The following is a 19,808-nucleotide window of genomic DNA, read 5'->3' as shown; positions in this document are numbered from 1 at the left end:
ACCGGGGGAGACCGGCATGTCCACACGCACACTCATCTCACCGGCCCGGCTCGCCCGCCCCCGCGGCAAGGCCCTCTACTGGACGGTCTTCGCGGTGGTCGTCACCGGGTTCACCCTGGTCTTCCTGGGCCCGCTGTACTGGATGGTCTCCAGCGGCTTCAAGGACACCCAGGAGGTGGTGCAGACACCCCCGACCTGGGTGCCGAACACCTTCACCCCGGACAACTACTCCCGCGCCTGGCAGGTCATGGACCTCTCCACGCTGCTGCTCAACACCCTGTACTACGCCTTCGGCGCCCTCGCCTTCCAGCTCGTCCTGGACGTCGCCGCCGCCTATTCGCTGTCCAAGCTGCGGCCCGTCCTCGGCAAGGCGATCCTCGGCATGATGCTCGCCACGCTGATGATCCCGGCGACCGTGCTCGTCGTACCCCAGTACCTGACCGTGCTCGACGTGCCGGTCGTGCAGCGCAACCTGCTGAACACCCCCTGGGCGATCTGGCTGCCGTCGGTGACCAACGCCTTCAACATCTTCCTGCTGAAGCGGTTCTTCGACTCCATCCCCAAGGAACTGCTCGACGCCGCGGCCATGGACGGCGCCTCCCCGCTGCGCGTCCTGTGGTCGATCGTGCTGCCGATCTCCCGGCCCGTCCTCGGCGTCGTGTCGATCTTCGCGGTCGTCGGCGTCTGGAAGGACTTCCTCTGGCCGATGCTCACCCTGCCCGACCCCGCCAAGCAGACCCTCAACGTCGGCATCTACTCGCTGTCCAACGGCGTCCCCGTGAACGTCCTGATCGCGGCACTCACCATCGCCTCACTGCCGACGCTGCTGCTCTTCCTGCTCTTCCAGCGCAACATCATGAGCGGACTGACCGCCGGCGGCCTCAAGGGCTGACGCTCCCGCCGCTCCAGTGGCCCCGAGGGCCGGCGCCTGTGCCGCTCCAGTGGCCCAAAGGGCCGGCGCCTGTGCCGCTCCAGTGGCCTCAAGGGCTCACGCCCCGCGGCAGGCCCGAACCGCGTGCCCCTCGCCAAGTCTTCGCCGCCGGCCCGTCCGACGCCCCGCAGCCTCCGGGCCGGCGGCGAAGTACCCACCCCTGCCCGAAAGGACCGTTTCACGTGGCAGCCCCTCACTCGCCCCGCACCGACGCCTGGTGGCGGGACGCCGTCATCTACCAGGTGTACCCGCGCAGTTTCGCCGACGGCGACGGTGACGGCACCGGGGACCTCGCGGGCGCCCGCGCGAGACTGTCCCACCTCGCCGACCTCGGCGTGGACGCCGTCTGGTTCACGCCGTGGTACGCCTCCCCGATGGTCGACGGCGGATACGACGTCGCCGACTACCGCGCCATCGACCCGGCCTTCGGGACCCTGGCGGAGGCCGAGAAACTCATCGCCCAGGCCGCCGAGATGGGCATCCGGGTGATCGTCGACATCGTCCCCAACCACGTCTCCGACCAGCACCGCTGGTTCCGTGCCGCCCTGGAGGCCGGACCCGGCAGCCCCGAGCGGGAACTCTTCCACTTCCGGCCCGGCCGCGGCGAGGACGGCGCACTCCCGCCCAACGACTGGCCCTCCCAGTTCGCCGGACCCACCTGGACCCAGGTGGCCGACGGCGAGTGGTACCTGCACCTGTTCACCCCCGAGCAGCCCGACCTCAACTGGGCGCACCCGGCCGTCCGCCGGGAGCACGAGGACATCCTGCGCTTCTGGTTCGAACGCGGGGTGGCGGGCGTACGCATCGACTCCGCCGCCCTGCTCGTCAAGGACCCGGCGCTCCCCGACTTCACCGAGGGCGTCGACCCGCACCCGTACATCGACCAGGACGCACTGCACGACATCTACCGCTCCTGGCGTGCCATCGCCGACGAGTACGGCGCCGTGTTCGTCGGCGAGGTCTGGCTCCCCGACGCCGAACGCTTCGCCCGCTACCTGCGCCCCGACGAACTGCACACCGCCTTCAACTTCACCTTCCTCGCCTGCCCCTGGGATCCGGACCGGCTGCGCCGCTCGATCGACGACACCCTCGCCGAGCACGCCCCGGTCGGCGCCCCCGCCACCTGGGTGCTGTGCAACCACGACGTGACCCGCACCGTCACCCGGTACGGCCGCCGCGACACCGCCTTCGACTTCGCGACCAAGGCCTTCGGCACCCCCACCGACCTGGAGCTCGGCACCCGCCGCGCCCGCGCCGCCGCCCTGCTCACCCTGGCCCTGCCCGGTTCCGTCTACCTCTACCAGGGCGAGGAACTGGGCCTGCCGGAGGCCGACGTCCCCCTCGACCGCATCCAGGACCCCATGCACTTCCGGTCCGGGGGCACCGACCCGGGCCGCGACGGCTGCCGCATCCCGCTGCCCTGGGAGGCCGACGCCCCCCACGCCGGCTTCGGCTCGCACGGCGAACCCTGGCTGCCGCAGCCCGCCGGCTGGGCCGCGTACGCCGTCGACCGGCAGATCCGTGATCCGCAGTCGATGCTCACCCTCTACCGCCGGGCACTGGCGCTGCGCCGCTGCGAGGGCGGCTTCGGCGACGGCCCGCTGACCTGGCTGCCCTCGCCGGGCGGCGTCCTCGCCTTCGCGCGTCCGGGCGGGCTGCTCTGCGTGGTCAACCTGTCGACGGCGCCCGTGGACCTGCCGTCCCACGAACGGCTGCTCCTGGCCAGCGGCCCCCTCACCCCGGACGGCAGGCTCCCCGGGGACACGGCGGTGTGGCTCCGCACGCAGGGGTGACCCGCGCGGCCGCCCCGTCGGGCTCAGCCGTGGCCGTCGGCGCGTGCGGCGCCGTAGGCACGGGCCAGGGCGCGGAAGGACTCCTTCGGTTCCCAGTGCCACGGGGAGTCCGGGTCGGCCGGGCGGTCCCGGACCGTCCTCACGAGGCTGTAGCTCGCCATGTCCAGATCGAGCCGGGGCTCGGCACGGTGCGGGGCGTCCGGGGTGACGAACGTGTAGGCCATGGCCGTGTGCAGACGCATCGACTCGAAGACGCGCAGCACCTCGCTGAGATACGCGGCCTGGGTGCGTTCGCTGCGGACGAGGCCCGCCCTGACCTGGGGCGGCGTCTTCGTGTAGTCGACGACGTCCCAGCCCATGCCGCCCAGCTCCGGCGCCCCCCGAAAGGTGCAGGTGCCGAACTCGCTGATGGCGAGGGGCTTTCCGGGCCGCAGGTACCGGCGCAGTTCGCGGACGTGGCCCGCGGCGGTGGGATGCGATCCGTAGTAGTCGACGCACACCAGGTCGAACAGGTCCCAGTCCACGTCCTCGTCCTGCGCCGCCGCGTACGACAGCGGCCCGTGGAAGACGGACCGGCCCACGGCCGCGGCCCGGGCGGTGAACCGGGCGAGCCGCCGTGCCGTCCGCACCGGGTCGTAGGCGCCCTTCAGGAGGTCCTCGATGCGCTCCTGCGCCGTGGCGCCGGGCACGATGCCCGGTACGAACAGCAGGAACTCGCAGCCCACGTTCAGCTGCACCCGCACGCCCTGGCGCCGCAGCCGCTCGGCGAACCGGCCCGTCTGCGCGAGGTGGTCCAGGATGTCGGCGGCCGGCACGTCGCCCAGCGTCGGCTCCAGCCAGACGCCCAGTCCCAGCTCCGCCGCCTCGGCGGCCGTGACCGTGAGCCGCTCGACGCCGTCGCCGGTGACCTTCACCGTGTCGGCGTGCAGCCGGTGCCGTATCGCGTGCAGGTCCGTGCGGGCGCGCAGCGGGCTCCACGCCGTGGCCGGGGTCTCGCCCGCGCCGACCTCATAGACGACGCCCCGGTGCCGCAGCCCGCCGCGCGGGGTGCGGCCCACCGCCGCGTTCGCCGCCGGAAGCGCCACGGAGGGCGCCCCCGGAAGCGCCACGGAGGGCGCCGCCGGAACCGCCCCTGCGGGCACTGGCGGAAGCGCCACCCCGGGCACTGGTGGAAGCGCCGCCGCGGCGCCGACCGCGCCGGCCAGGCGGAGGAAGCGCGCCCTGCTGATCCCGTCGTTCCTCATGACACCCCGCATCGACTAGCCGCGGCTGAAGGGAAGTTTGCCGGTCAGCCAGGTGACCAGCGCGGAGGGATTGCGGCTCTGGGTCCACAGCCGGCCGGGGCCGGTGAACTCGAAGACCAGACCCTCGCCGGACTTCAGGGTCTGCATCAGCCCCTGGGTCACCTTGCGCGTGCGGTACGTCAGCCCGTCCTCGAAGGCCACCAGGTGACCGGAGTCGAGGACGAGCGTGTCGCCCGGGCCCAGCTCGACGCGGTCCAGGGCGCCGTAGCAGGCGGCGGCCACCCGTCCGGTCCCCTCGGCGCGCACCAGGAAGCCGCCCTCGCCCCCGGCCAGGTTCTTGAACCCGCCCCACTTCGTGTCCAGGCCGATCCCGTCCGAGGAGCACAGCCACGCGCCGCGGGCGAGACTGACCCCGCCGTCGACGTCGATGGCCGTCACGTCACCGGGAAGCCGCGCGGCGAGATCCACCCAGCCGCCGCCGGCGTCCGCGGTGAACCGGGTGACGAACAGCGACTCACCGCCCAGGACGCTGCGCTTGAGCCCCTTGAGCAGCCCGCCCTCCGCCGTCGCCGCGACGGCGATCCCACCGGAGGCCGCCATCATCGCCCCGGACTCGGCCCGCACCGACTCCCCGGCGGCCAGGCGCACCCGGGCCACCGTGAACGACGGGCTGTGTCGTACGTCGATATCCATACCGGCCACGCTAGGAACGGCCGTGCCCCTGCCGCGTCGGCCGAAGGTAGCCGGCGTGTACGACCATCGGATACCCCTCGGCCCCGACCCCGCGACTTTCCTCCTGCCCCTGGACGGCTACTTGGCGGCCCAGTAGCCCAGGTCGTTCACGCCCAGGGCGTCCGCCTGCTGCAGCGCCTGGGGCGAGCCCAGCAGATCGGGCGGCAGGTAGCCGGAGCGTACGCCGAGCTCCCAGCCGTGCACCTGGACCGCGAGGACGGCCGCGGCGAGCGCGCCGAGCGGGAGGAGGCTCGCGGCGGCGGGATCGGCGCCCACGTTCTGCCGGTGCTCGACGAGCCGGTCCGCGAGGGCTTCCTCGAAGCGGGCCCGGTCGTCGTCCAGGAGTATCCGCAGCAGACGCAGGTCGGGGCTCACGGGGCCCGCCGCGTCCAGGCGCCGGGCGGCTTCGGCGCGTACGTCGTCGTCCGGCTTGCACAGTGGCACGGTCGGCCAGTCCCGTGGCAGGTGCCCCTCCGCCTCGGTCAAGTAGCCGCACAGGGCGTCCATGGCCGCGAGATCCGCCGGATCCGACACCGGGGTGAACCGTGAGTACGGCACCCCGTCACGGACCGCCGAGGCGCAGTCGCCGCGCAGGGTCAGCCCGATCGCGCGCTGCCAGTCCCACACCAGCCCGCTGACCAGGCACAACTGGAACGCGTCCAGCCATGTCCGGGCCGTGGGCGCGTGGTCGACCACGTCGGCGAAGGCGACGTCCTCGCTGGTGAGCTCCTCGTCGATGAGCGGGAAGGGAACCTCCTGGTCACCGTCGGGGAAACACCCGATGCTCAGCACTCCCAGCGCGCACTCCGCCGCGGTCCGCAGAGCGACCCGCGACGTCTCGTCGAGCAGGGACTCCCGCACCGTCCGGGCGGCCACGTGCTCGACGAGTTCGTCGCCCATCTCCCGCAGCCTCTGCGGGGACGCGTCGTCGTACCGCAGTCCGTGCCGGCGCCCCCGGGCCCGTCTGTGGATGTCCTCGAGCGCCTCGGTCATACGCCGGCCGCTGACGGCATGACGCGTCACTTCCCGCACAGGTGCCGTCCTTTCGTGATCTTGTCGACAGGGGGTGGCACGCTATCAGTGGCCCCTGACATCCCTCCGGGGGCCGCCGGGACGGCACGAGCGTCACGTGGCCATACACGAAGGCCGGTCTTTCACGGAGTGAAACACACCACGGCGCCGCCCCCTCTGCTCGGGCGATTGTGGCGGGTAGGTTCCTACGACCTGCGGCCATCAGGGGAACACGGCCTATGGGACACCCACTGATCGCGGATACCCGTCACGCCTCCTCCGAGGAGAGAACACGAGAATGTCTGCCCATGAACCCGCGCACCACCCACCGCAGCGCATCGGCGTCGTCGCCGAGTCCGCTTCCGGGGAGACGCGTGTGGCGGCGACCCCCGCCACGGTGCGTCAGCTGCTCGGCCTCGGCTATGCAGTCGTCGTGGAGCCCGAGGCCGGGGCGGCCTCCGGCTTCACGGACCAGGCCTACCGCGACGCCGGCGCGGAGATCGGCGAGGCCTGGTCCGCGGACGTCGTGCTGAAGGTGAACGCCCCGTCCGACGCCGAGATTGCCCTGTTGCGGCGGGGTGCGTCCGTGGCCGCCGTGCTGGCCCCCGCGCAGCGGCCCCAGCTGCTCCAGGCGCTCGCCGAGGCCGGCATCACCGCTCTGGCGCTGGACGCGGTGCCGCGCATCTCGCGCGCCCAGTCGATGGACGTGCTGTCGTCGATGGCGAACATCGCCGGCTACCGGGCGGTCATCGAGGCCGCGCACGTCTTCGGCCGGTTCTTCACCGGACAGGTCACCGCGGCGGGCAAGGTGCCGCCGGCGAAGGTGCTCGTCGCCGGTGCGGGCGTGGCCGGTCTCGCGGCGATCGGCGCCGCCTCCAGCCTCGGCGCGATCGTCCGCGCCACCGACCCGCGGCCCGAGGTCGCGGACCAGGTGAAGTCGCTGGGCGGCGAGTACCTGGCGGTGAACGTCGCCCAGGAGGCGAGCACCGACGGGTACGCCAAGGCGACCTCCGCCGACTACGACCGGGCCGCCGCCGAGCTCTACCACGAGCAGGCGAAGGACGTGGACATCGTGATCACCACCGCGCTGATCCCGGGCCGGCCGGCGCCGCGCCTGCTGACGGCCGAGGACGTGGCGGTGATGAAGCCGGGCAGCGTGATCGTCGACATGGCCGCCGCGATGGGCGGCAACGTCGAGGGCACCGTCGCGGGCCGGGCCGTGGTGACCGACAACGGCGTCACGATCATCGGTTACACCGACCTCGCCTCGCGGCTGCCGGCCCAGGCCTCGCAGCTGTTCGGCACCAACCTGGTGAACCTGATCAAGCTGCTCACGCCCGGCAAGGACGGGCAGTTGCTGATCGATTTCGACGACGTCGTGCAGCGGGCCGTGACCGTGGTGCGCGACGGCGACGTCACCTGGCCGCCGCCGCCCGTCGCGGTCTCCGCCGCGCCCGCCGCGCAGCCCGCGGCCCCCAAGCCGGAGCCCGAGCCGAAACGCGCGCGGCTGACCCCCGTGGGGCGCTTCGTCCTCATCGGGCTCGGCATGCTCGCCATGTTCCTCCTGGTCGCCTTCGCGCCCGCCCAACTCGCCGGGAACTTCACGGTGTTCGCGCTGGCCGTGGTGATCGGCTACTACGTCATCGGCAAGGTGCACCACGCGCTGCACACCCCGCTGATGTCGGTGACCAACGCGATCTCCGGGATCGTCGTGATCGGCGCCCTGCTCCAGATCGGGCACGAGAGCACGCTCGTCACCGCGCTGTCGGTCGTGGCGATCCTGCTGACGAGCGTCAACGTCTTCGGCGGTTTCGCCGTCACCCGCCGCATGCTGTCCATGTTCTCGAAAGGCTGAGCCGAGATGACCTCCCTGACAGCCTCCCACGCTGCCGACCTGGTCGCCGCGCTGCTGTTCATCCTGAGCCTGGCCGGCCTGTCACAGCACCGCACCTCCCGCGCCGGCGTCGTCTACGGCATCGCCGGCATGGCCCTCGCCCTGGTCGCCACCGTCGTGGTCGCGGCGCAGAGCATCACCGCGGGAGCGGTGGCCCTGATCGTGCTGGCGATGGCGCTCGGCGCGGCGATCGGCCTGTGGCGCGCCCGCCGCGTCGAGATGACCCAGATGCCGGAACTGATCGCGGTCCTGCACAGCTTCGTCGGTCTCGCCGCGGTGCTGGTCGGCTGGAACAGCTACCTTGAGGTGGAGGCACACGGCAGTGCGCAGACCCGGATCGGCGCCGACCTGCTGGGCATCCACCACGCCGAGGTGTTCATCGGCATCTTCATCGGCGCCGTCACCTTCACCGGTTCCATCGTCGCGTTCCTGAAGCTGTCGGCGCGCATCAAGTCCCGCCCGCTGATGCTGCCCGGCAAGAACGCGCTGAACATCGGCGCGCTCGTCGCGTTCATCGCGCTGACCGTGTGGTTCACGGTCCGTCCCAACCTGGGGCTGATGATCGCGGTGACCGTGCTGGCGCTGGCGCTCGGCTGGCACCTGGTCGCCTCGATCGGCGGCGGCGACATGCCGGTCGTCGTCTCCATGCTGAACAGCTACTCGGGCTGGGCGGCGGCCGCCGCCGGCTTCCTGCTCGACAACAACCTGCTGATCGTCACGGGCGCGCTGGTCGGCTCCTCCGGCGCCTACCTGTCGTACATCATGTGCAAGGCGATGAACCGGTCCTTCCTCTCCGTCATCGCGGGCGGTTTCGGCATCGAGGCGCCCTCCGGCGGCGAGGAGGAGCAGGGCGAGCACCGCGAGGTGCGGGCCGCCGAGGCGGCCGAGATGCTCGCCCACGCGACCTCGGTGATCATCACCCCCGGCTACGGCATGGCCGTCGCGCAGGCCCAGCACCCGGTCGCCGAGCTGACGCGCCGGCTGCGGGAACGGGGCGTCGAGGTCCGCTTCGGCGTCCACCCCGTGGCCGGGCGCCTGCCGGGGCACATGAACGTGCTGCTGGCCGAGGCGAAGGTGCCGTACGACATCGTGCTGGAGATGGACGAGATCAACGACGACTTCGCCGGCACCTCGGTCGTCCTGGTCATCGGCGCGAACGACACCGTCAACCCCGCCGCGACCGAGGACCCGGCCAGCCCCATCGCCGGCATGCCGGTGCTGCGGGTGTGGGAGGCGGACCAGGTCATCGTCTTCAAGCGCTCCATGGCGTCCGGCTACGCGGGCGTCCAGAACCCGCTGTTCTTCCGCGAGAACAGCAGCATGCTCTTCGGCGACGCCAAGCAGAGCGTCGAGGAGATCCTGCGCGCACTGGGCGCCGACGACCGGCACAAGCCGAACCCGGGCACCCGCGAGGCCACGACGGCCGGCCGCTGACCCGCCGCGAGCACCTGGTGCACACGCGGCCGGCGCCGGCGGACTCGTCCCGCGTTCCGTCGGCGCCGACCGCAGTACCGGCCCCCGCGCCGCGCAGCCTGGCCCGCTCACGCGGGGCTGCGTAGACTCGCCGCGGCGGTGCGGACCGGGCGATCCGGGGGTGGGAGATGGGTGCGGACTCCGTCCCTCGCCGGGAGGTGGTCACCGGCGATCCGGCCGGCACCCGCGGCGGGGGGTTCCGTCCGCCTTCCGGCCCCGCCGTAGCCGACGCCCCCGACGACGTCTCACGGGTGCGGGCGCTGATGCGCCGGCAGATGCGGCTAGCCCTGGCGTCCCTCGCGCTGCTCGTCGCCCTGCTCGGACTGCTTCCCCTGCTGCTGCGCCTGGCGCCGGCCCACGACGCACGGGGGCACGTCCCGCTCGTCGTGTGGCTCGCCCTGGGACTGGCGCCCTACCCGGTCCTGGTGGGCATAGGGCGCTGGTACACCCGGCGCGCGGAACGCCACGAGAACGAGCACGAGCACGCCGAGTCCGCGCGCCCCGAGAGGACATGACCCCTTCGGTCGGTGGCCGGTCGTCGTCGAGAGGACATGACCCCTTCGGTCGGTGGCCGGTCGTCGTCGGTGGCGCACATCCACCGCCTGGACGGGCCCGGGCGGGTCGTCGCTATCGTCCTCGGGAAGCCCACCGCACGGGTGGGCCGCCTGAGGGAGCCTGGGGACGGGTCGGATGGGTGACTGGACTGCGGCCGCAACACACGGGCAGGACCACGCGCCGCAACGGGCGGGACTGCGCGCGCTCGCCGTCGACGACGAGGAACCGGCCCTGGCGGAACTGCTGTATCTGCTGCGCGGCGACGCCCGGGTGAGCCGCGCCGAAGGGGCCCGGGGCGCCACCGAGGCGCTGCGCAGGCTCGGCCGGACCGTGGGGGAGGGCCGGGACACGGACGACGTCTTCGACGTGGTCTTCCTCGACATCGACATGCCCGGCCTCAGCGGCCTGGACATGGCACACCTGCTGGCCGGGTTCGCGGACCCGCCGCTGATCGTGTTCGTCACCGCCCACGAGGACTACGCGGTGCGCGCCTTCGACCTGGAGGCGGTGGACTACCTGCTCAAACCCATCCGCAAGGAACGGTTCTCCGAGGCGGTCCGCCGGGTGACCGAGGCCCTCGCCACCGGCCCGGGCCCGCAGGCCGCGCCCCACATCCCGGTGGAACTCGGCGGAGTGACCCGCTTCGTCGACCTGGACGACATCACCCACGTCGAGGCGCAGGGCGACTACGCCCGGGTGCACACCCGCCAGGGCGCCAGCCACCTGATCCGCCACTCCCTGGCCGCCCTCGAGGAGAGCTGGCGCTCCCGCGGCTTCGTCCGGATCCACCGCCGCCACCTGGTCTGTCTGTCGAGCATCGAGGAACTCCGTCTCGACGGCGGCGGCCTGAGCGTGCGCATCGGCGACCAGACCCTCGCCGTGAGCCGGCGCAACGCCCGCGAACTGCGCGATCTCCTCTTCCGGCGGGCGAACGCGGCTCCGCGGCGCGGCCGTTGACCCCGCCGGGGCCGCTCGGCGCGCGGTGACGCGCCGCTGCCCCCGGCAGGGGAACGGCACCTGTTCCACGGCGGCGCCGCTGCGTACACTCACCGCCACATGTGATCACCACGCGAGCGGCGAGCACGACCGGCGAAGCCCCGGTGCCGGACCCCCGGTGAGACGGCGCGGGCCGGCCCGCACGACGCTCAGGGGGGCGACCGGTTGAACCAGACCTACGCGATCGTCGCGGTGTCCGCGGTCGTGACGCTGACCCTGCTCGTCGGCGCGCTCGGGCTGCGCATCTCCCGCACCACGTCCGACTTCTACGTCGCCTCCCGCAGCGTCCCGCCCCGGCTGAACGCCTACGCCATCAGCGGCGAGTACCTGTCGGCCGCCTCGTTCCTGGGCGTCGCCGGACTCGTGCTCGCCCAGGGCGTCGACATGCTGTGGTACCCGATCGGCTACACCGCCGGTTTCCTCGTCCTGCTGATCTTTGTGGCGGCCCCGCTGCGCCGCTCGGGCGCCTACACCCTGCCCGACTTCGCCGAGGCACGGATGGAGTCCCAGGCGGTACGGCGCATCGCCTCCGTGCTCGTCGTCGGCATCGGCTGGCTCTACCTGATGCCGCAGCTGCGCGGCGCCGGACTCACCCTGCGCCTGCTCACCGGCGCCCCCCAGTGGCTCGGCGGCCTGCTGGTCGCCGCGGTGGTGACGACAGCCGTGGCGGCCGGAGGCATGCGCAGCATCACCTTCGTGCAGGCCTTCCAGTACTGGCTGAAACTGACCGCGCTGCTCGTCCCGGTGGTCTTCCTGCTCGGCGCCTGGCACGCCGACCGCACCCCGCAGCCCTCCTGGGACCGCCCGGCCACCTTCCACCGGTCCACGCTCGTCAGCCTGGACACCGCGCAGGACATCGTCCTCGACCGGCCCGTCCGCGTCACCGCGCGGGGCACGATCGACGGCACGTACCACGACGACGAGCTGCTGCTCGCCCGGGGCACGCACCGCGTCGCGGCCGGCACCTCGCTGGACTTTCCCGCCGGGGCGGGCGTGCCCCGGCCGGCGACCGGGGAACGGGCCCGCGCGCTGCCCTCCGGCTGGGCGCGACCGGCGCCGCAGGGCCGGGAGGAGCACAGCCTGTACGCCACCTACGGTCTGATCCTGGCCACGTTCCTCGGCACGATGGGCCTGCCGCACGTCGTGGTGCGCTTCTACACCAACCCCGACGGACGCGCCGCCCGCCGCACCACCGTCATCGTCCTCGGCCTGCTCGGCGCCTTCTACCTCCTCATGCCCGTCTACGGGGCGCTGGCCCGCCTGTACGCCCCCGACCTGACGCTGTCGGGCGACACCGACGCGGCGGTGCTCCTGCTGCCGCAGCGGCTCATCGGCGGCATGGCCGGGGACCTGGCCGGCGCCCTGGTCGCCGGCGGGGCGTTCGCGGCGTTCCTGTCCACCACGTCCGGGCTCACCCTGTCCGTCGCCGGCGTGCTCGCCCAGGACGTCCTGCCCACCCTCGGCGTACGGCACTTCCGGCTCGCGACCCTGCTGGGCATCGCGGTACCGGTCGCCGCCTCCCTCGCCCTGCCGGACCTGCCCGCCGCCGGAGCCGTCGGACTGGCCTTCGCCGTCTCCGCCTCGTCCTTCTGCCCGCTGCTGGTGCTGGGGATCTGGTGGCACGGCCTCACCCCGCCCGGAGCCGCCGCCGGCCTGGTGGTGGGCGGCGGTTCGGCGCTGGTCGCGGTCACCGCGGCGATGAGCGGCGCACCCGGCTCCGGGTGGCTGCGCGTGCTGTGCGCCTGGCCCGCGGTGTGGTCCGTGCCGCTGGGCTTCGCCACCATGATCGTGGTCTCCCTCGCCACCCGGCACCGCGTCCCGCGCAGCACCGCCGCCGTCATGGCCCGCCTGCATCTCCCCGAGACGAACGGCACGCGCCCGCGCCGCCGTGACGCCGCGGAGCCGGAGATCCCTCACCCCCGCGCCTCGTAAGGAGCGTCCTCATGAGCACTCTGGCCCTCGCGCTCGGCGTCGCCGGAGGGGCGCTGCTGTGCGCGCTCGGCGCGGCCGCCGGTTACCTGACCGCCCGACAGGGCCGCGGGGAGCCGCACGGGCTCGGCACACCGGTGGAGCGCGCCACGTTCCACACCCTGCACACCGCCTCGCTCGCCGCGCGTCCGCTGCGCGCCGGGCTCACCTCCGACACCGCCCGCAAGGCGGCCCGGCGGCTGAGACCTCTGCTGGGCGAGGCGGCCATGACCCTGACGGACGAGGAGACAGTGCTCGCCTGGGAGGGGCCGGGCGCCCACCACCGGGACCTGGTGGAGCGGCTGCTGCCCGACGTGGTGGGCAAGGGCCACACCCGGGCCGTCAAGATCGTCTGCGACCGGCCGGACTGCCCGGTGCGCTGGGGTGTCGTCACCCCGCTCACCGTCGACGGCCGCCGGAGAGGGGCCCTCGCGGCCTTCGGACCCGCGCAGTCCGCCGTGCTGGCCCGGGCCGCCGACGAAGTGGCCCGCTGGGTCTCCGTACAGCTGGAACTGGTCGACCTGGAGCGCGGCCGCTCCGACGTCATCGAGGCGGAAATACGGGCGCTGCGGGCGCAGATCTCGCCCCACTTCGTCTACAACTCCCTGGCATCCATCGCCTCCTTCGTCCGCACCGACCCGGACCGGGCCCGCGAACTGCTGCTGGAGTTCGCCGACTTCACCCGCTACAGCTTCCGCAAGCACGGCGACTACACCACGCTCGCGGACGAACTGCGCTCCATCGAGCAGTACCTGGAGCTGGCCCGGGCCCGCTTCGGCGACCGGCTGGAGGTGAACCTGCGGATCGCGCCCGAGGTGCTGTCCGTGTCGCTGCCGTTCCTGTGTCTGCAACCGCTGGTCGAGAACGCCCTCAAGCACGGACTGGAGGACAGCATGGAGCGCAGCACCATCACCATCCTCGCGGAGGACGACGGCCCCGAGGCCCGGGTGATCATCGAGGACAACGGGATCGGCATGGAACCGGAACGGCTGCGCTCGATCCTGAAGGACGCCGGCGGGCCGTCCACGGGCATCGGCCTGGGCAACGTGGACACGCGGCTGCGCCAGGTGTACGGCGACGCCTACGGGCTGGTCATCGAGACCGCCGTCGGAGCGGGGATGAAGGTCACCGTACGCATCCCCAAGTTCCGCGCGGGGGTCCAGTCGTCACCGGCCCGCTGACGTGCTCGCCGTCCGGGGTGGTCAAGAGGGCGTCGAGGTACGGGGCGTTCATCGGCGAGCCCGCCCGGCCGGGCACGCAAAGGGGTCGACCCCCTTGCGTACCAGGGTCGTTCGGGACATAGGTGAAGGAACGGCCCCGCAGGTCAGGGTCCCTGCCGGGTCGTCATTGATCTTTCACAGGTTCCGGGCCGAAGGGTCGAACACACTGCTGGTTTGCCGATAAACTCCGGGCGGACCGGCAACGGCCACCGGGCGTCGCGGAGGCGACGCAGGACGACGAGACCGCGGACCCGAAAGGACACTGTGCCCGCCGCCTTCCCCGACTTGGCCGGCAGGCCCGTTCACCCCGGCCGCACCGCGCTCGCCACCGGCCGGATCCGCGCCGCGACTTCACCGGCGCAGGCCCGCCCGCGGAGGCGCGGGTTCACGAGGTTCCCGGCACCCGGACTGTCATGCCCGCATCCAGCCGGTGGTACCACCTCGCCCGGTCGCCCTGCCCCGTGCCGGCCGGTTCACGGGCCGGACCCCTTGGAGAGGACTCGATGACCGACCTGTTACTGGCCGCCGGCACCGCGGTCGCGCTGGCGGCCACAGGAACCACCTGGCACTTCCACCGCGCGTACCGGCGCGAGCGCGCCAGAGGCGAACAACTGCGGGGCCATACGCGGCAACTCACCGAGCAGCTGCACGCGACGGAGTACGCCCTCGGACAACTCACGCACGCGATACCGGCGTTGGCCTCGGGCGAGGCGTCCGGCGACGGCCTCGTCCCGCCCCCCTCCCTGGCACACACCGCGCTCGCCCACCGGCTGCATGACCTCACCGGCCGGCTGACCGCCACCGTGACCCAGGTGCGGGAGACCGCGCAGGCCTCGGCCGACGAGCAGACCGCGCAGATCCGGGCCGCGGCCGAACGGGAGACCGAGAAGGCGCACCGCGACGCCCGCGAGGCCACCCGCGCCGCTGTGCGCAGCTTCGCGTCCAACGTGGTGGCCAAGGCGTCCCGGCTGAGCCGGGAGATCAGCCAGGGCGTGCGCTCCCACCAGGACGACGAGGCGTACGCGACCCTCGTGCACATCGACCACTTCGCGCAGCAGATGCTCCTCACCGCGCAGGGGTACGCCGTCCTGGCCGGCGACAAGCTGTCCCGGCGCTGGCCGCGGACCACGCTGACCGATGTGATCCGCGCCGCGATGGGCCGGATCGAGGGCTACCAGCGCATCGAGCACCACGAGCTGGACACCGTCGCGGTGGAGAGCCGGGCCGTCGAGGCCGTCGTGCACACCCTGGCGCTGCTCCTGGACAACGCCCTGCGCTACTCCCCGCCGACCGCACGCGTGCACGTCTCCGTCGAGGAGGGCCACCACGCCTGCTTCCTGATCGTGGACGACGCCGGGCTGCGCATGGACGACGAGCGGCTGCTGTGGGCCAGCGACATCATGTCCGGCGAGCACCGCGACGACATCACCCGGCTCGGCGCCCATCCCCAGACCGGTCTGCGGGTCGCCTCGCTGCTCGCCGAGAACTACGGCTTCCGGGTCGAGCTGACCGCGCCGAACATCTACCAGGGCACCCGGGCCGTCCTGGTGCTGCCGAAGAGCCTCCTGACCGCTCCGGCCACCGCTCCCCGGCCCGCCGCGGCGCAGCCCGCCGTACAGCCCGCGGTGCGGTCCGCCGCACCGGAAGCGACCGCCGTGCCCGCCCGGGACGCCGCCCCGCCCGCCCCCCGGGAGGCCCTCGCCGGGCCTGAATCCGCCGCCCGGTCCGCCGCCGAATCCGCCGCCGGCTCCGCCTCGCCGGAGGCCGCCGATGCGGCGCCCGCCCGGACCACCGCCAGCGGCCTGACGGTCCGTCAACGACCCTCCCGGGCGCGCAGCGCGCCCTCGCGGCAGGCCGAGGACGCCGTCGTGCCGGGCCGGCCCGGCGTCGCCGCCGCCTGGGCGGCAGGCAGCCGACGCGGCCGCCTGATGCCGGAAGACAACGGACCCATCGAAGGACACTGACCATGCGCGACACGCACAGCAACAGCCTGGGATGGCTGCTCGACCAGGAACTCGGCTCCGTCGAGGGCGTCGAGTACGCCGTGCTGATGAGCGGCGACGGACTCCTGCAGGCCCGTACGCAGACCATCGGCCAGGAGGACGCGGAGAAGCTCGCCGCCGTGACCGCGTCGCTGCGCGCCGCCGGCAAGGCGTGGGACGAGCACGTCGGCGGCAAGGGCATGTGCCAGCTGCTGATCGAATCACAGGGACGCATCGGGCTGACCACCGCGGCCGCGAGGAACACCATGCTCTCGGTCGTCACCACCGGCCCCGAGGCGGACGTCGGCCTGATCACCCACCACATGGTCCGCCTCGCGACCCGGCTCGGCCACGAGATGGACGTCGCCGGCCGCCGCCCGGCCGCGGACGACGGCACCGCGACGTGAGCGGTCCGCGGCACGACCCGGACATGATCCGGCCGTACGTCCGCACCGGCGGCCGCAACCGGCCCAGCCGGGACGTCCGCCTGGAGACGGTACTCGTCGCCGCGTCCGGTCCCACCGACAGGCTGGGGCCGGACGCCCGCCGGGTGATGCGCCTGTTCGCCGGCGGACGCGGCGGACTGGCCGTCGCGGACGTCGCCGCCGCACTGGAACTGCCGCCGTCCACGGTCCGGATCCTCGTCTCCGCGCTCATGGACAGCGGCCATCTCACCGCGCCGGCCCCCGCCGAGGAGGACCGGCCCGGACCCGACCTGCTACAGGAGGTGCTGCGTGGACTCCGTGAAATCGTCTGACCAGCCCGTCTCCTACCTCGCCCCCGGCGTCACCCGGTCGGCGAAGATCGTCGTCGCCGGCGCGTTCGGCGTCGGAAAGACCACCTTCGTCGGCAGCGTCTCCGAGGTGACACCGCTGCGCATGGAGGAGCCGATCACCGAGGCGAGCGTCGGCGTGGACGATCTGCGCGGCAAGCCGCACAAGACGGCCACGACGGTCGCCATGGACTTCGGCCGCATCCACCTGCTCGGCGACCGCCTGGTGCTCTACCTCTTCGGCACCCCCGGCCAGGCCCGCTTCCGCCCCCTGTGGCAGGGGCTGACCGAGGGCGCGCTGGGCGCGGTGGTCCTCGCCGACACCCGCGACCTGGACGGCTGCCACGAGGTGCTGGGCCTGCTGGAGGACCAGGACACGCCGTACGCCGTCGTCATCAACGTCTTCCCGGACGCGCCCCGCTACCCCCTGCACGAGATCCGGCAGGCGCTCGCCCTGGACGACGACACGCCGCTCACCGAATGCGACGCGCGGGACCGCCGGTCCTGCGTGTACGCGCTCATCACCCTCCTCGAGTACCTGACCGCCCGTCAGGCCTTAGCCCCCCTGGTGGAGCCCCGTTCATGACGACCCACGCCCCCGGCAGCGCGAGCCCCTTGACACGGATCGCGCTCTACGACGCCGAGTTCGCCGACGACCCCCACGCGGCCTACGAGCGCATGCGCCGCGACATCGGACCGCTGGTCCCCGTCGACCTCGCCCCCGGCGTCCCCGCCACCCTGGTCATCGGCTTCCACCAGGCCCGGCGCATTCTCAACGACCCGCTGCACTTCCCCGCCGACCCGCGGATCTGGCAGCAGTCGATCCCCGGCACCTGCCCGGTCAAGCCGATGATGGAGTGGCGCCCCAACGCGCTGCGCTCCTCCGGCGCCGAGCACACCCGCTACCGCGCGGCCAACACCGCGAGCCTGCAGGCCGTCGACCAGCACGCGCTGCGCGCCCTGGTGGAGCAGGTCGCCGCCGCGGCCATCGGCGAGTTCCGCGCCCTCGGCCACGCCGACCTGCTCACCCAGTACTCCTGGCCCATCGCCTTCCGCGTCCTGAGCGCGCTGCTGGGCTGCCCCGACGAGATCGGCCGGCGCATCGCCGACGGCATGGCCAAGATCTTCGAGGCGGAGGCCGAGACGGCGGCGAAGGGCAACGAGATCCTCGGCCGGGCCGTCGGCGACCTCGTCGCCCTGCGGCGCCGGCAGCCCGGCGACGACGTCACCTCACGGCTGATCGCCCACTCCGCCCGCCTGGACGACGTCGAGATGGCCCACCAGCTCGTCACGCTGTACGGCGCGGGCATCGAACCGCTGACCAACCTGATCAGCAACACCGTGCTCAGGATCCTCACCGACGAGCAGTTCTCCGCGGGCCTGCACGCCGGCCAGCCCGTCCGTGACGCCCTCGACACGATCCTGTACACCGACCCGCCGATGGCCAACTACTGCATCAGCTACCCGCAGTACCCGATCGACGTCGAGGGCGTGCTGCTGCCCGCCCACCAGCCCGTCGTCATCTCCATGGCCGCCTGCAACAACGACCCGGCCGTCACCGCCGGCCTCACCGCGGCCGAACTCTCCGGCAACCGCGCCCATCTGTCCTGGAGCATCGGCCCGCACACCTGCCCGGCCAGGACCCACGCCTACCTCATCGCGGAGACCGCCGTCAGCTGTCTGCTGGACGCACTGCCGGAGATCGACCTCGCGTGCCCCGAGTCCGAACTCACCTGGCGGCCCGGCCCGTTCCACCGCGCCCTGGAAGCCCTGCCCGTCCGCTTCCCCGCAGTCGTCTGAAGTCCCGTTCCCCGCCTTCCCGTTGTCGCCCCGAAGGAGACCGGCCATGTCCCAGCACCCCCCGCTCGTCCTCGACCCGACCGGCGCCGCCGCCCACGAGGAGCAGCGGACCCTGCGCGCGCAGGGCCCGGCCGCGCGCGTGGACGTCCTCGGCGTCCAGGCCTGGGCCGTCACCGACCCCGCGCTGCTCAAGCAGCTGCTGACCAGCCCGGACGTGTCCAAGGACGCACGCGCGCACTGGCCCGAGTTCGAACAGCGGGTCACGACCTGGCCGCTCGCCCTGTGGGTCGCGGTGAAGAACATGTTCACCGCCTACGGCGCCGACCACCGCCGGCTGCGGCGCATGGTGGCCCCCGCCTTCAGCGCCCGCCGCATCGCCGAACTGCGTCCCGCCGTCGAGACCATGGTCACCGAACTCATCGACGCCCTCGCCGCCCGGCCCGCCGGACAGGCCGTGGACCTGCGCGAGCACCTGGCCTACCCGCTGCCCATCTCCGTCATCGGCCACCTGATGGGCGTCCCCGAGGACCAGCGGGAGGGCTTCCGGCAGCTCGTGGACGGCGTCTTCGACACCACCCTCACCCAGGAGGAGTCCCACGCCAACACCGTCGGCCTCTACGGCGTCCTCGACGAGCTGATCGCCACGAAGACCGCCACCCCCGGCGACGACATGACGTCCCTGCTCATCGCGGCCCGCGACGAGGAGACGGACGGCAGCGGCCTGACCGCCGAGGAGCTGCGCGACACCCTGCTGCTGATGATCAGCGCCGGGTACGAGACCACCGTCAACGTCATCGACCAGGCCGTCGTCGCCCTGCTGACCCACCCCGGCCAGCTCGACCTCGTCCGCACCGGCAAGGCCGGCTGGGACGACGTCGTCGAGGAGACCCTGCGGCACTCGCCCGCCGTCAAGCACCTGCCGCTGCGCTACGCCGTCACCGACGTCGAACTGCCCGGCGGCTCCGTCATCGCGCGTGGCGAGGCCATCGTCGCCTCCTACGGCGCCGCCAACCGCCACCCGGACTGGCACGGCGACGACGCCGACGTCTTCGACGTCACCCGCACCCTCAAGGAACACCTGGCGTTCGGCCACGGTGTGCACTTCTGCCTCGGCGCCCCCCTGGCCCGTCTGGAGGTCGTGGAGGTGCTGCGGCAGCTCTTCGCCCGCTTCCCGGACATGGCCCTCGCGGTCCCGGCGGAGGAACTGCGTCCGGTGCCGTCCCTGATCAGCAACGGCCACCAGGAGGTCCCGGTGCGGCTGACGCCGGCGTAAGGCATACGACCGCCCGGCGGACGCGGTGTCGCGCTCCGCCGGGCGGTCGTGTCCCCGGTTTCCCTCAGTGGGTCAGTCCGTGATCTCGCAGATGGCGGCGCCGGAGGTGAGGGAGGCGCCGACCTCGGCGGTGAGGCCCTTGATGGTGCCGGACTTGTGGGCGT

General features: G+C 73.0%; 17 protein-coding genes. 14 read left to right on the top strand and 3 right to left on the bottom strand.

Annotation, left to right across the window (positions count from 1 at the left end; genetic code table 11):
• The first annotated feature begins 16 nt into the window (after positions 1-16).
• A complete protein-coding gene (locus AC0B9F_RS34710) occupies positions 17-892 on the top strand; it encodes a carbohydrate ABC transporter permease (protein WP_472009321.1) in 876 nt (291 codons plus the stop codon).
• Positions 893-1,113: 221 nt separating this feature from the next.
• Positions 1,114-2,724: a glycoside hydrolase family 13 protein gene (locus AC0B9F_RS34705; protein ID WP_472009319.1), complete on the top strand. Its 1,611-nt coding sequence runs from the start codon at positions 1,114-1,116 to the stop codon at positions 2,722-2,724.
• A gap of 23 nt (positions 2,725-2,747) precedes the next feature.
• Here the strand turns inward: AC0B9F_RS34705 and AC0B9F_RS34700 are convergent, their stop codons facing one another.
• The 3 genes from AC0B9F_RS34700 to AC0B9F_RS34690 form a co-directional block, all read right to left on the bottom strand.
• Positions 2,748-3,968, bottom strand: coding sequence for an abortive phage infection protein (locus AC0B9F_RS34700; RefSeq protein WP_472009317.1), 1,221 nt, complete (start codon positions 3,966-3,968; stop codon positions 2,748-2,750).
• Positions 3,969-3,983: 15 nt separating this feature from the next.
• Positions 3,984-4,661 (bottom strand): TIGR00266 family protein, encoded by a 678-nt coding sequence (locus AC0B9F_RS34695; RefSeq protein WP_472009316.1) that lies wholly within the window; start codon positions 4,659-4,661, stop codon positions 3,984-3,986.
• A gap of 117 nt (positions 4,662-4,778) precedes the next feature.
• Positions 4,779-5,732 carry an Imm49 family immunity protein gene (locus tag AC0B9F_RS34690; RefSeq protein ID WP_472009314.1) on the bottom strand — a complete coding sequence of 318 codons (954 nt, stop codon included), beginning with the start codon at positions 5,730-5,732 and terminating at the stop codon, positions 4,779-4,781.
• A gap of 277 nt (positions 5,733-6,009) precedes the next feature.
• On the opposite strand from AC0B9F_RS34690, the gene AC0B9F_RS34685 reads away from it, so the two are divergent.
• The 12 genes from AC0B9F_RS34685 (at position 6,010) to AC0B9F_RS34630 (ending at position 19,644) form a co-directional block, all read left to right on the top strand.
• Positions 6,010-7,566, top strand: coding sequence for a Re/Si-specific NAD(P)(+) transhydrogenase subunit alpha (locus AC0B9F_RS34685; RefSeq protein ID WP_472009313.1), 1,557 nt, complete (start codon positions 6,010-6,012; stop codon positions 7,564-7,566).
• Positions 7,567-7,572: 6 nt separating this feature from the next.
• A complete protein-coding gene (gene pntB, locus AC0B9F_RS34680; RefSeq protein WP_472009311.1) occupies positions 7,573-9,039 on the top strand; it encodes a Re/Si-specific NAD(P)(+) transhydrogenase subunit beta in 1,467 nt (488 codons plus the stop codon).
• Between the two features lie 167 nt (positions 9,040-9,206).
• Positions 9,207-9,593, top strand: coding sequence for a hypothetical protein (locus AC0B9F_RS34675; RefSeq protein WP_472009310.1), 387 nt, complete (start codon positions 9,207-9,209; stop codon positions 9,591-9,593).
• A 175-nt stretch (positions 9,594-9,768) separates the two neighbouring features.
• Positions 9,769-10,590, top strand: coding sequence for a LytR/AlgR family response regulator transcription factor (locus AC0B9F_RS34670; RefSeq protein WP_472009309.1), 822 nt, complete (start codon positions 9,769-9,771; stop codon positions 10,588-10,590).
• Positions 10,591-10,794: 204 nt separating this feature from the next.
• Positions 10,795-12,561, top strand: coding sequence for a sodium/solute symporter (locus tag AC0B9F_RS34665; RefSeq protein ID WP_472009308.1), 1,767 nt, complete (start codon positions 10,795-10,797; stop codon positions 12,559-12,561).
• A gap of 11 nt (positions 12,562-12,572) precedes the next feature.
• The gene (locus AC0B9F_RS34660; protein ID WP_472009306.1) at positions 12,573-13,778 is read left to right on the top strand and encodes a sensor histidine kinase; all 1,206 of its coding nucleotides are present in this window, start codon (positions 12,573-12,575) and stop codon (positions 13,776-13,778) included.
• 542 nt (positions 13,779-14,320) lie between these two features.
• Positions 14,321-15,781 carry an ATP-binding protein gene (locus tag AC0B9F_RS34655; RefSeq protein WP_472009304.1) on the top strand — a complete coding sequence of 487 codons (1,461 nt, stop codon included), beginning with the start codon at positions 14,321-14,323 and terminating at the stop codon, positions 15,779-15,781.
• 2 nt (positions 15,782-15,783) lie between these two features.
• Positions 15,784-16,206, top strand: coding sequence for a roadblock/LC7 domain-containing protein (locus tag AC0B9F_RS34650; RefSeq protein WP_472009303.1), 423 nt, complete (start codon positions 15,784-15,786; stop codon positions 16,204-16,206).
• A 23-nt stretch (positions 16,207-16,229) separates the two neighbouring features.
• Positions 16,230-16,556: a DUF742 domain-containing protein gene (locus AC0B9F_RS34645; protein ID WP_472009414.1), complete on the top strand. Its 327-nt coding sequence runs from the start codon at positions 16,230-16,232 to the stop codon at positions 16,554-16,556.
• The gene (locus tag AC0B9F_RS34640) at positions 16,534-17,157 is read left to right on the top strand and encodes a GTP-binding protein (protein ID WP_472009302.1); all 624 of its coding nucleotides are present in this window, start codon (positions 16,534-16,536) and stop codon (positions 17,155-17,157) included. The genes AC0B9F_RS34645 and AC0B9F_RS34640 overlap by 23 nt, the downstream gene beginning before the upstream one ends.
• Positions 17,154-18,371 (top strand): cytochrome P450, encoded by a 1,218-nt coding sequence (locus tag AC0B9F_RS34635; RefSeq protein ID WP_472009300.1) that lies wholly within the window; start codon positions 17,154-17,156, stop codon positions 18,369-18,371. Before AC0B9F_RS34640 ends, AC0B9F_RS34635 begins: the two co-directional genes overlap by 4 nt.
• Before the next feature lie 46 nt (positions 18,372-18,417).
• The gene (locus tag AC0B9F_RS34630) at positions 18,418-19,644 is read left to right on the top strand and encodes a cytochrome P450 family protein (protein ID WP_472009299.1); all 1,227 of its coding nucleotides are present in this window, start codon (positions 18,418-18,420) and stop codon (positions 19,642-19,644) included.
• Positions 19,645-19,808 lie beyond the last annotated feature (164 nt).

It is taken from the genome of Streptomyces sp. NPDC097129, assembly GCF_055668065.1.
The sequence above is the reverse complement of the archived record's forward strand: the minus strand, read 5'-3'. Positions and strand labels throughout refer to the sequence as shown.

Bases quoted from the DNA above. Each gene is read 5' to 3' on its own strand.
- AC0B9F_RS34695 (WP_472009316.1), bottom strand. From the start codon at position 4,661: ATGGATATCGACGTACGACACAGCCCGTCGTTCACGGTGGCCCGGGTG.
- AC0B9F_RS34670 (WP_472009309.1), top strand. From the start codon at position 9,769: ATGGGTGACTGGACTGCGGCCGCAACACACGGGCAGGACCACGCGCCG.
- AC0B9F_RS34645 (WP_472009414.1), top strand. From the start codon at position 16,230: ATGATCCGGCCGTACGTCCGCACCGGCGGCCGCAACCGGCCCAGCCGG.
- AC0B9F_RS34630 (WP_472009299.1), top strand. From the start codon at position 18,418: ATGTCCCAGCACCCCCCGCTCGTCCTCGACCCGACCGGCGCCGCCGCC.
- pntB (WP_472009311.1), top strand. From the start codon at position 7,573: ATGACCTCCCTGACAGCCTCCCACGCTGCCGACCTGGTCGCCGCGCTG.
- AC0B9F_RS34660 (WP_472009306.1), top strand. From the start codon at position 12,573: ATGAGCACTCTGGCCCTCGCGCTCGGCGTCGCCGGAGGGGCGCTGCTG.
- AC0B9F_RS34700 (WP_472009317.1), bottom strand. From the start codon at position 3,968: ATGAGGAACGACGGGATCAGCAGGGCGCGCTTCCTCCGCCTGGCCGGC.
- AC0B9F_RS34650 (WP_472009303.1), top strand. From the start codon at position 15,784: ATGCGCGACACGCACAGCAACAGCCTGGGATGGCTGCTCGACCAGGAA.
- AC0B9F_RS34635 (WP_472009300.1), top strand. From the start codon at position 17,154: ATGACGACCCACGCCCCCGGCAGCGCGAGCCCCTTGACACGGATCGCG.
- AC0B9F_RS34685 (WP_472009313.1), top strand. From the start codon at position 6,010: ATGTCTGCCCATGAACCCGCGCACCACCCACCGCAGCGCATCGGCGTC.
- AC0B9F_RS34710 (WP_472009321.1), top strand. From the start codon at position 17: ATGTCCACACGCACACTCATCTCACCGGCCCGGCTCGCCCGCCCCCGC.
- AC0B9F_RS34675 (WP_472009310.1), top strand. From the start codon at position 9,207: ATGGGTGCGGACTCCGTCCCTCGCCGGGAGGTGGTCACCGGCGATCCG.
- AC0B9F_RS34655 (WP_472009304.1), top strand. From the start codon at position 14,321: ATGACCGACCTGTTACTGGCCGCCGGCACCGCGGTCGCGCTGGCGGCC.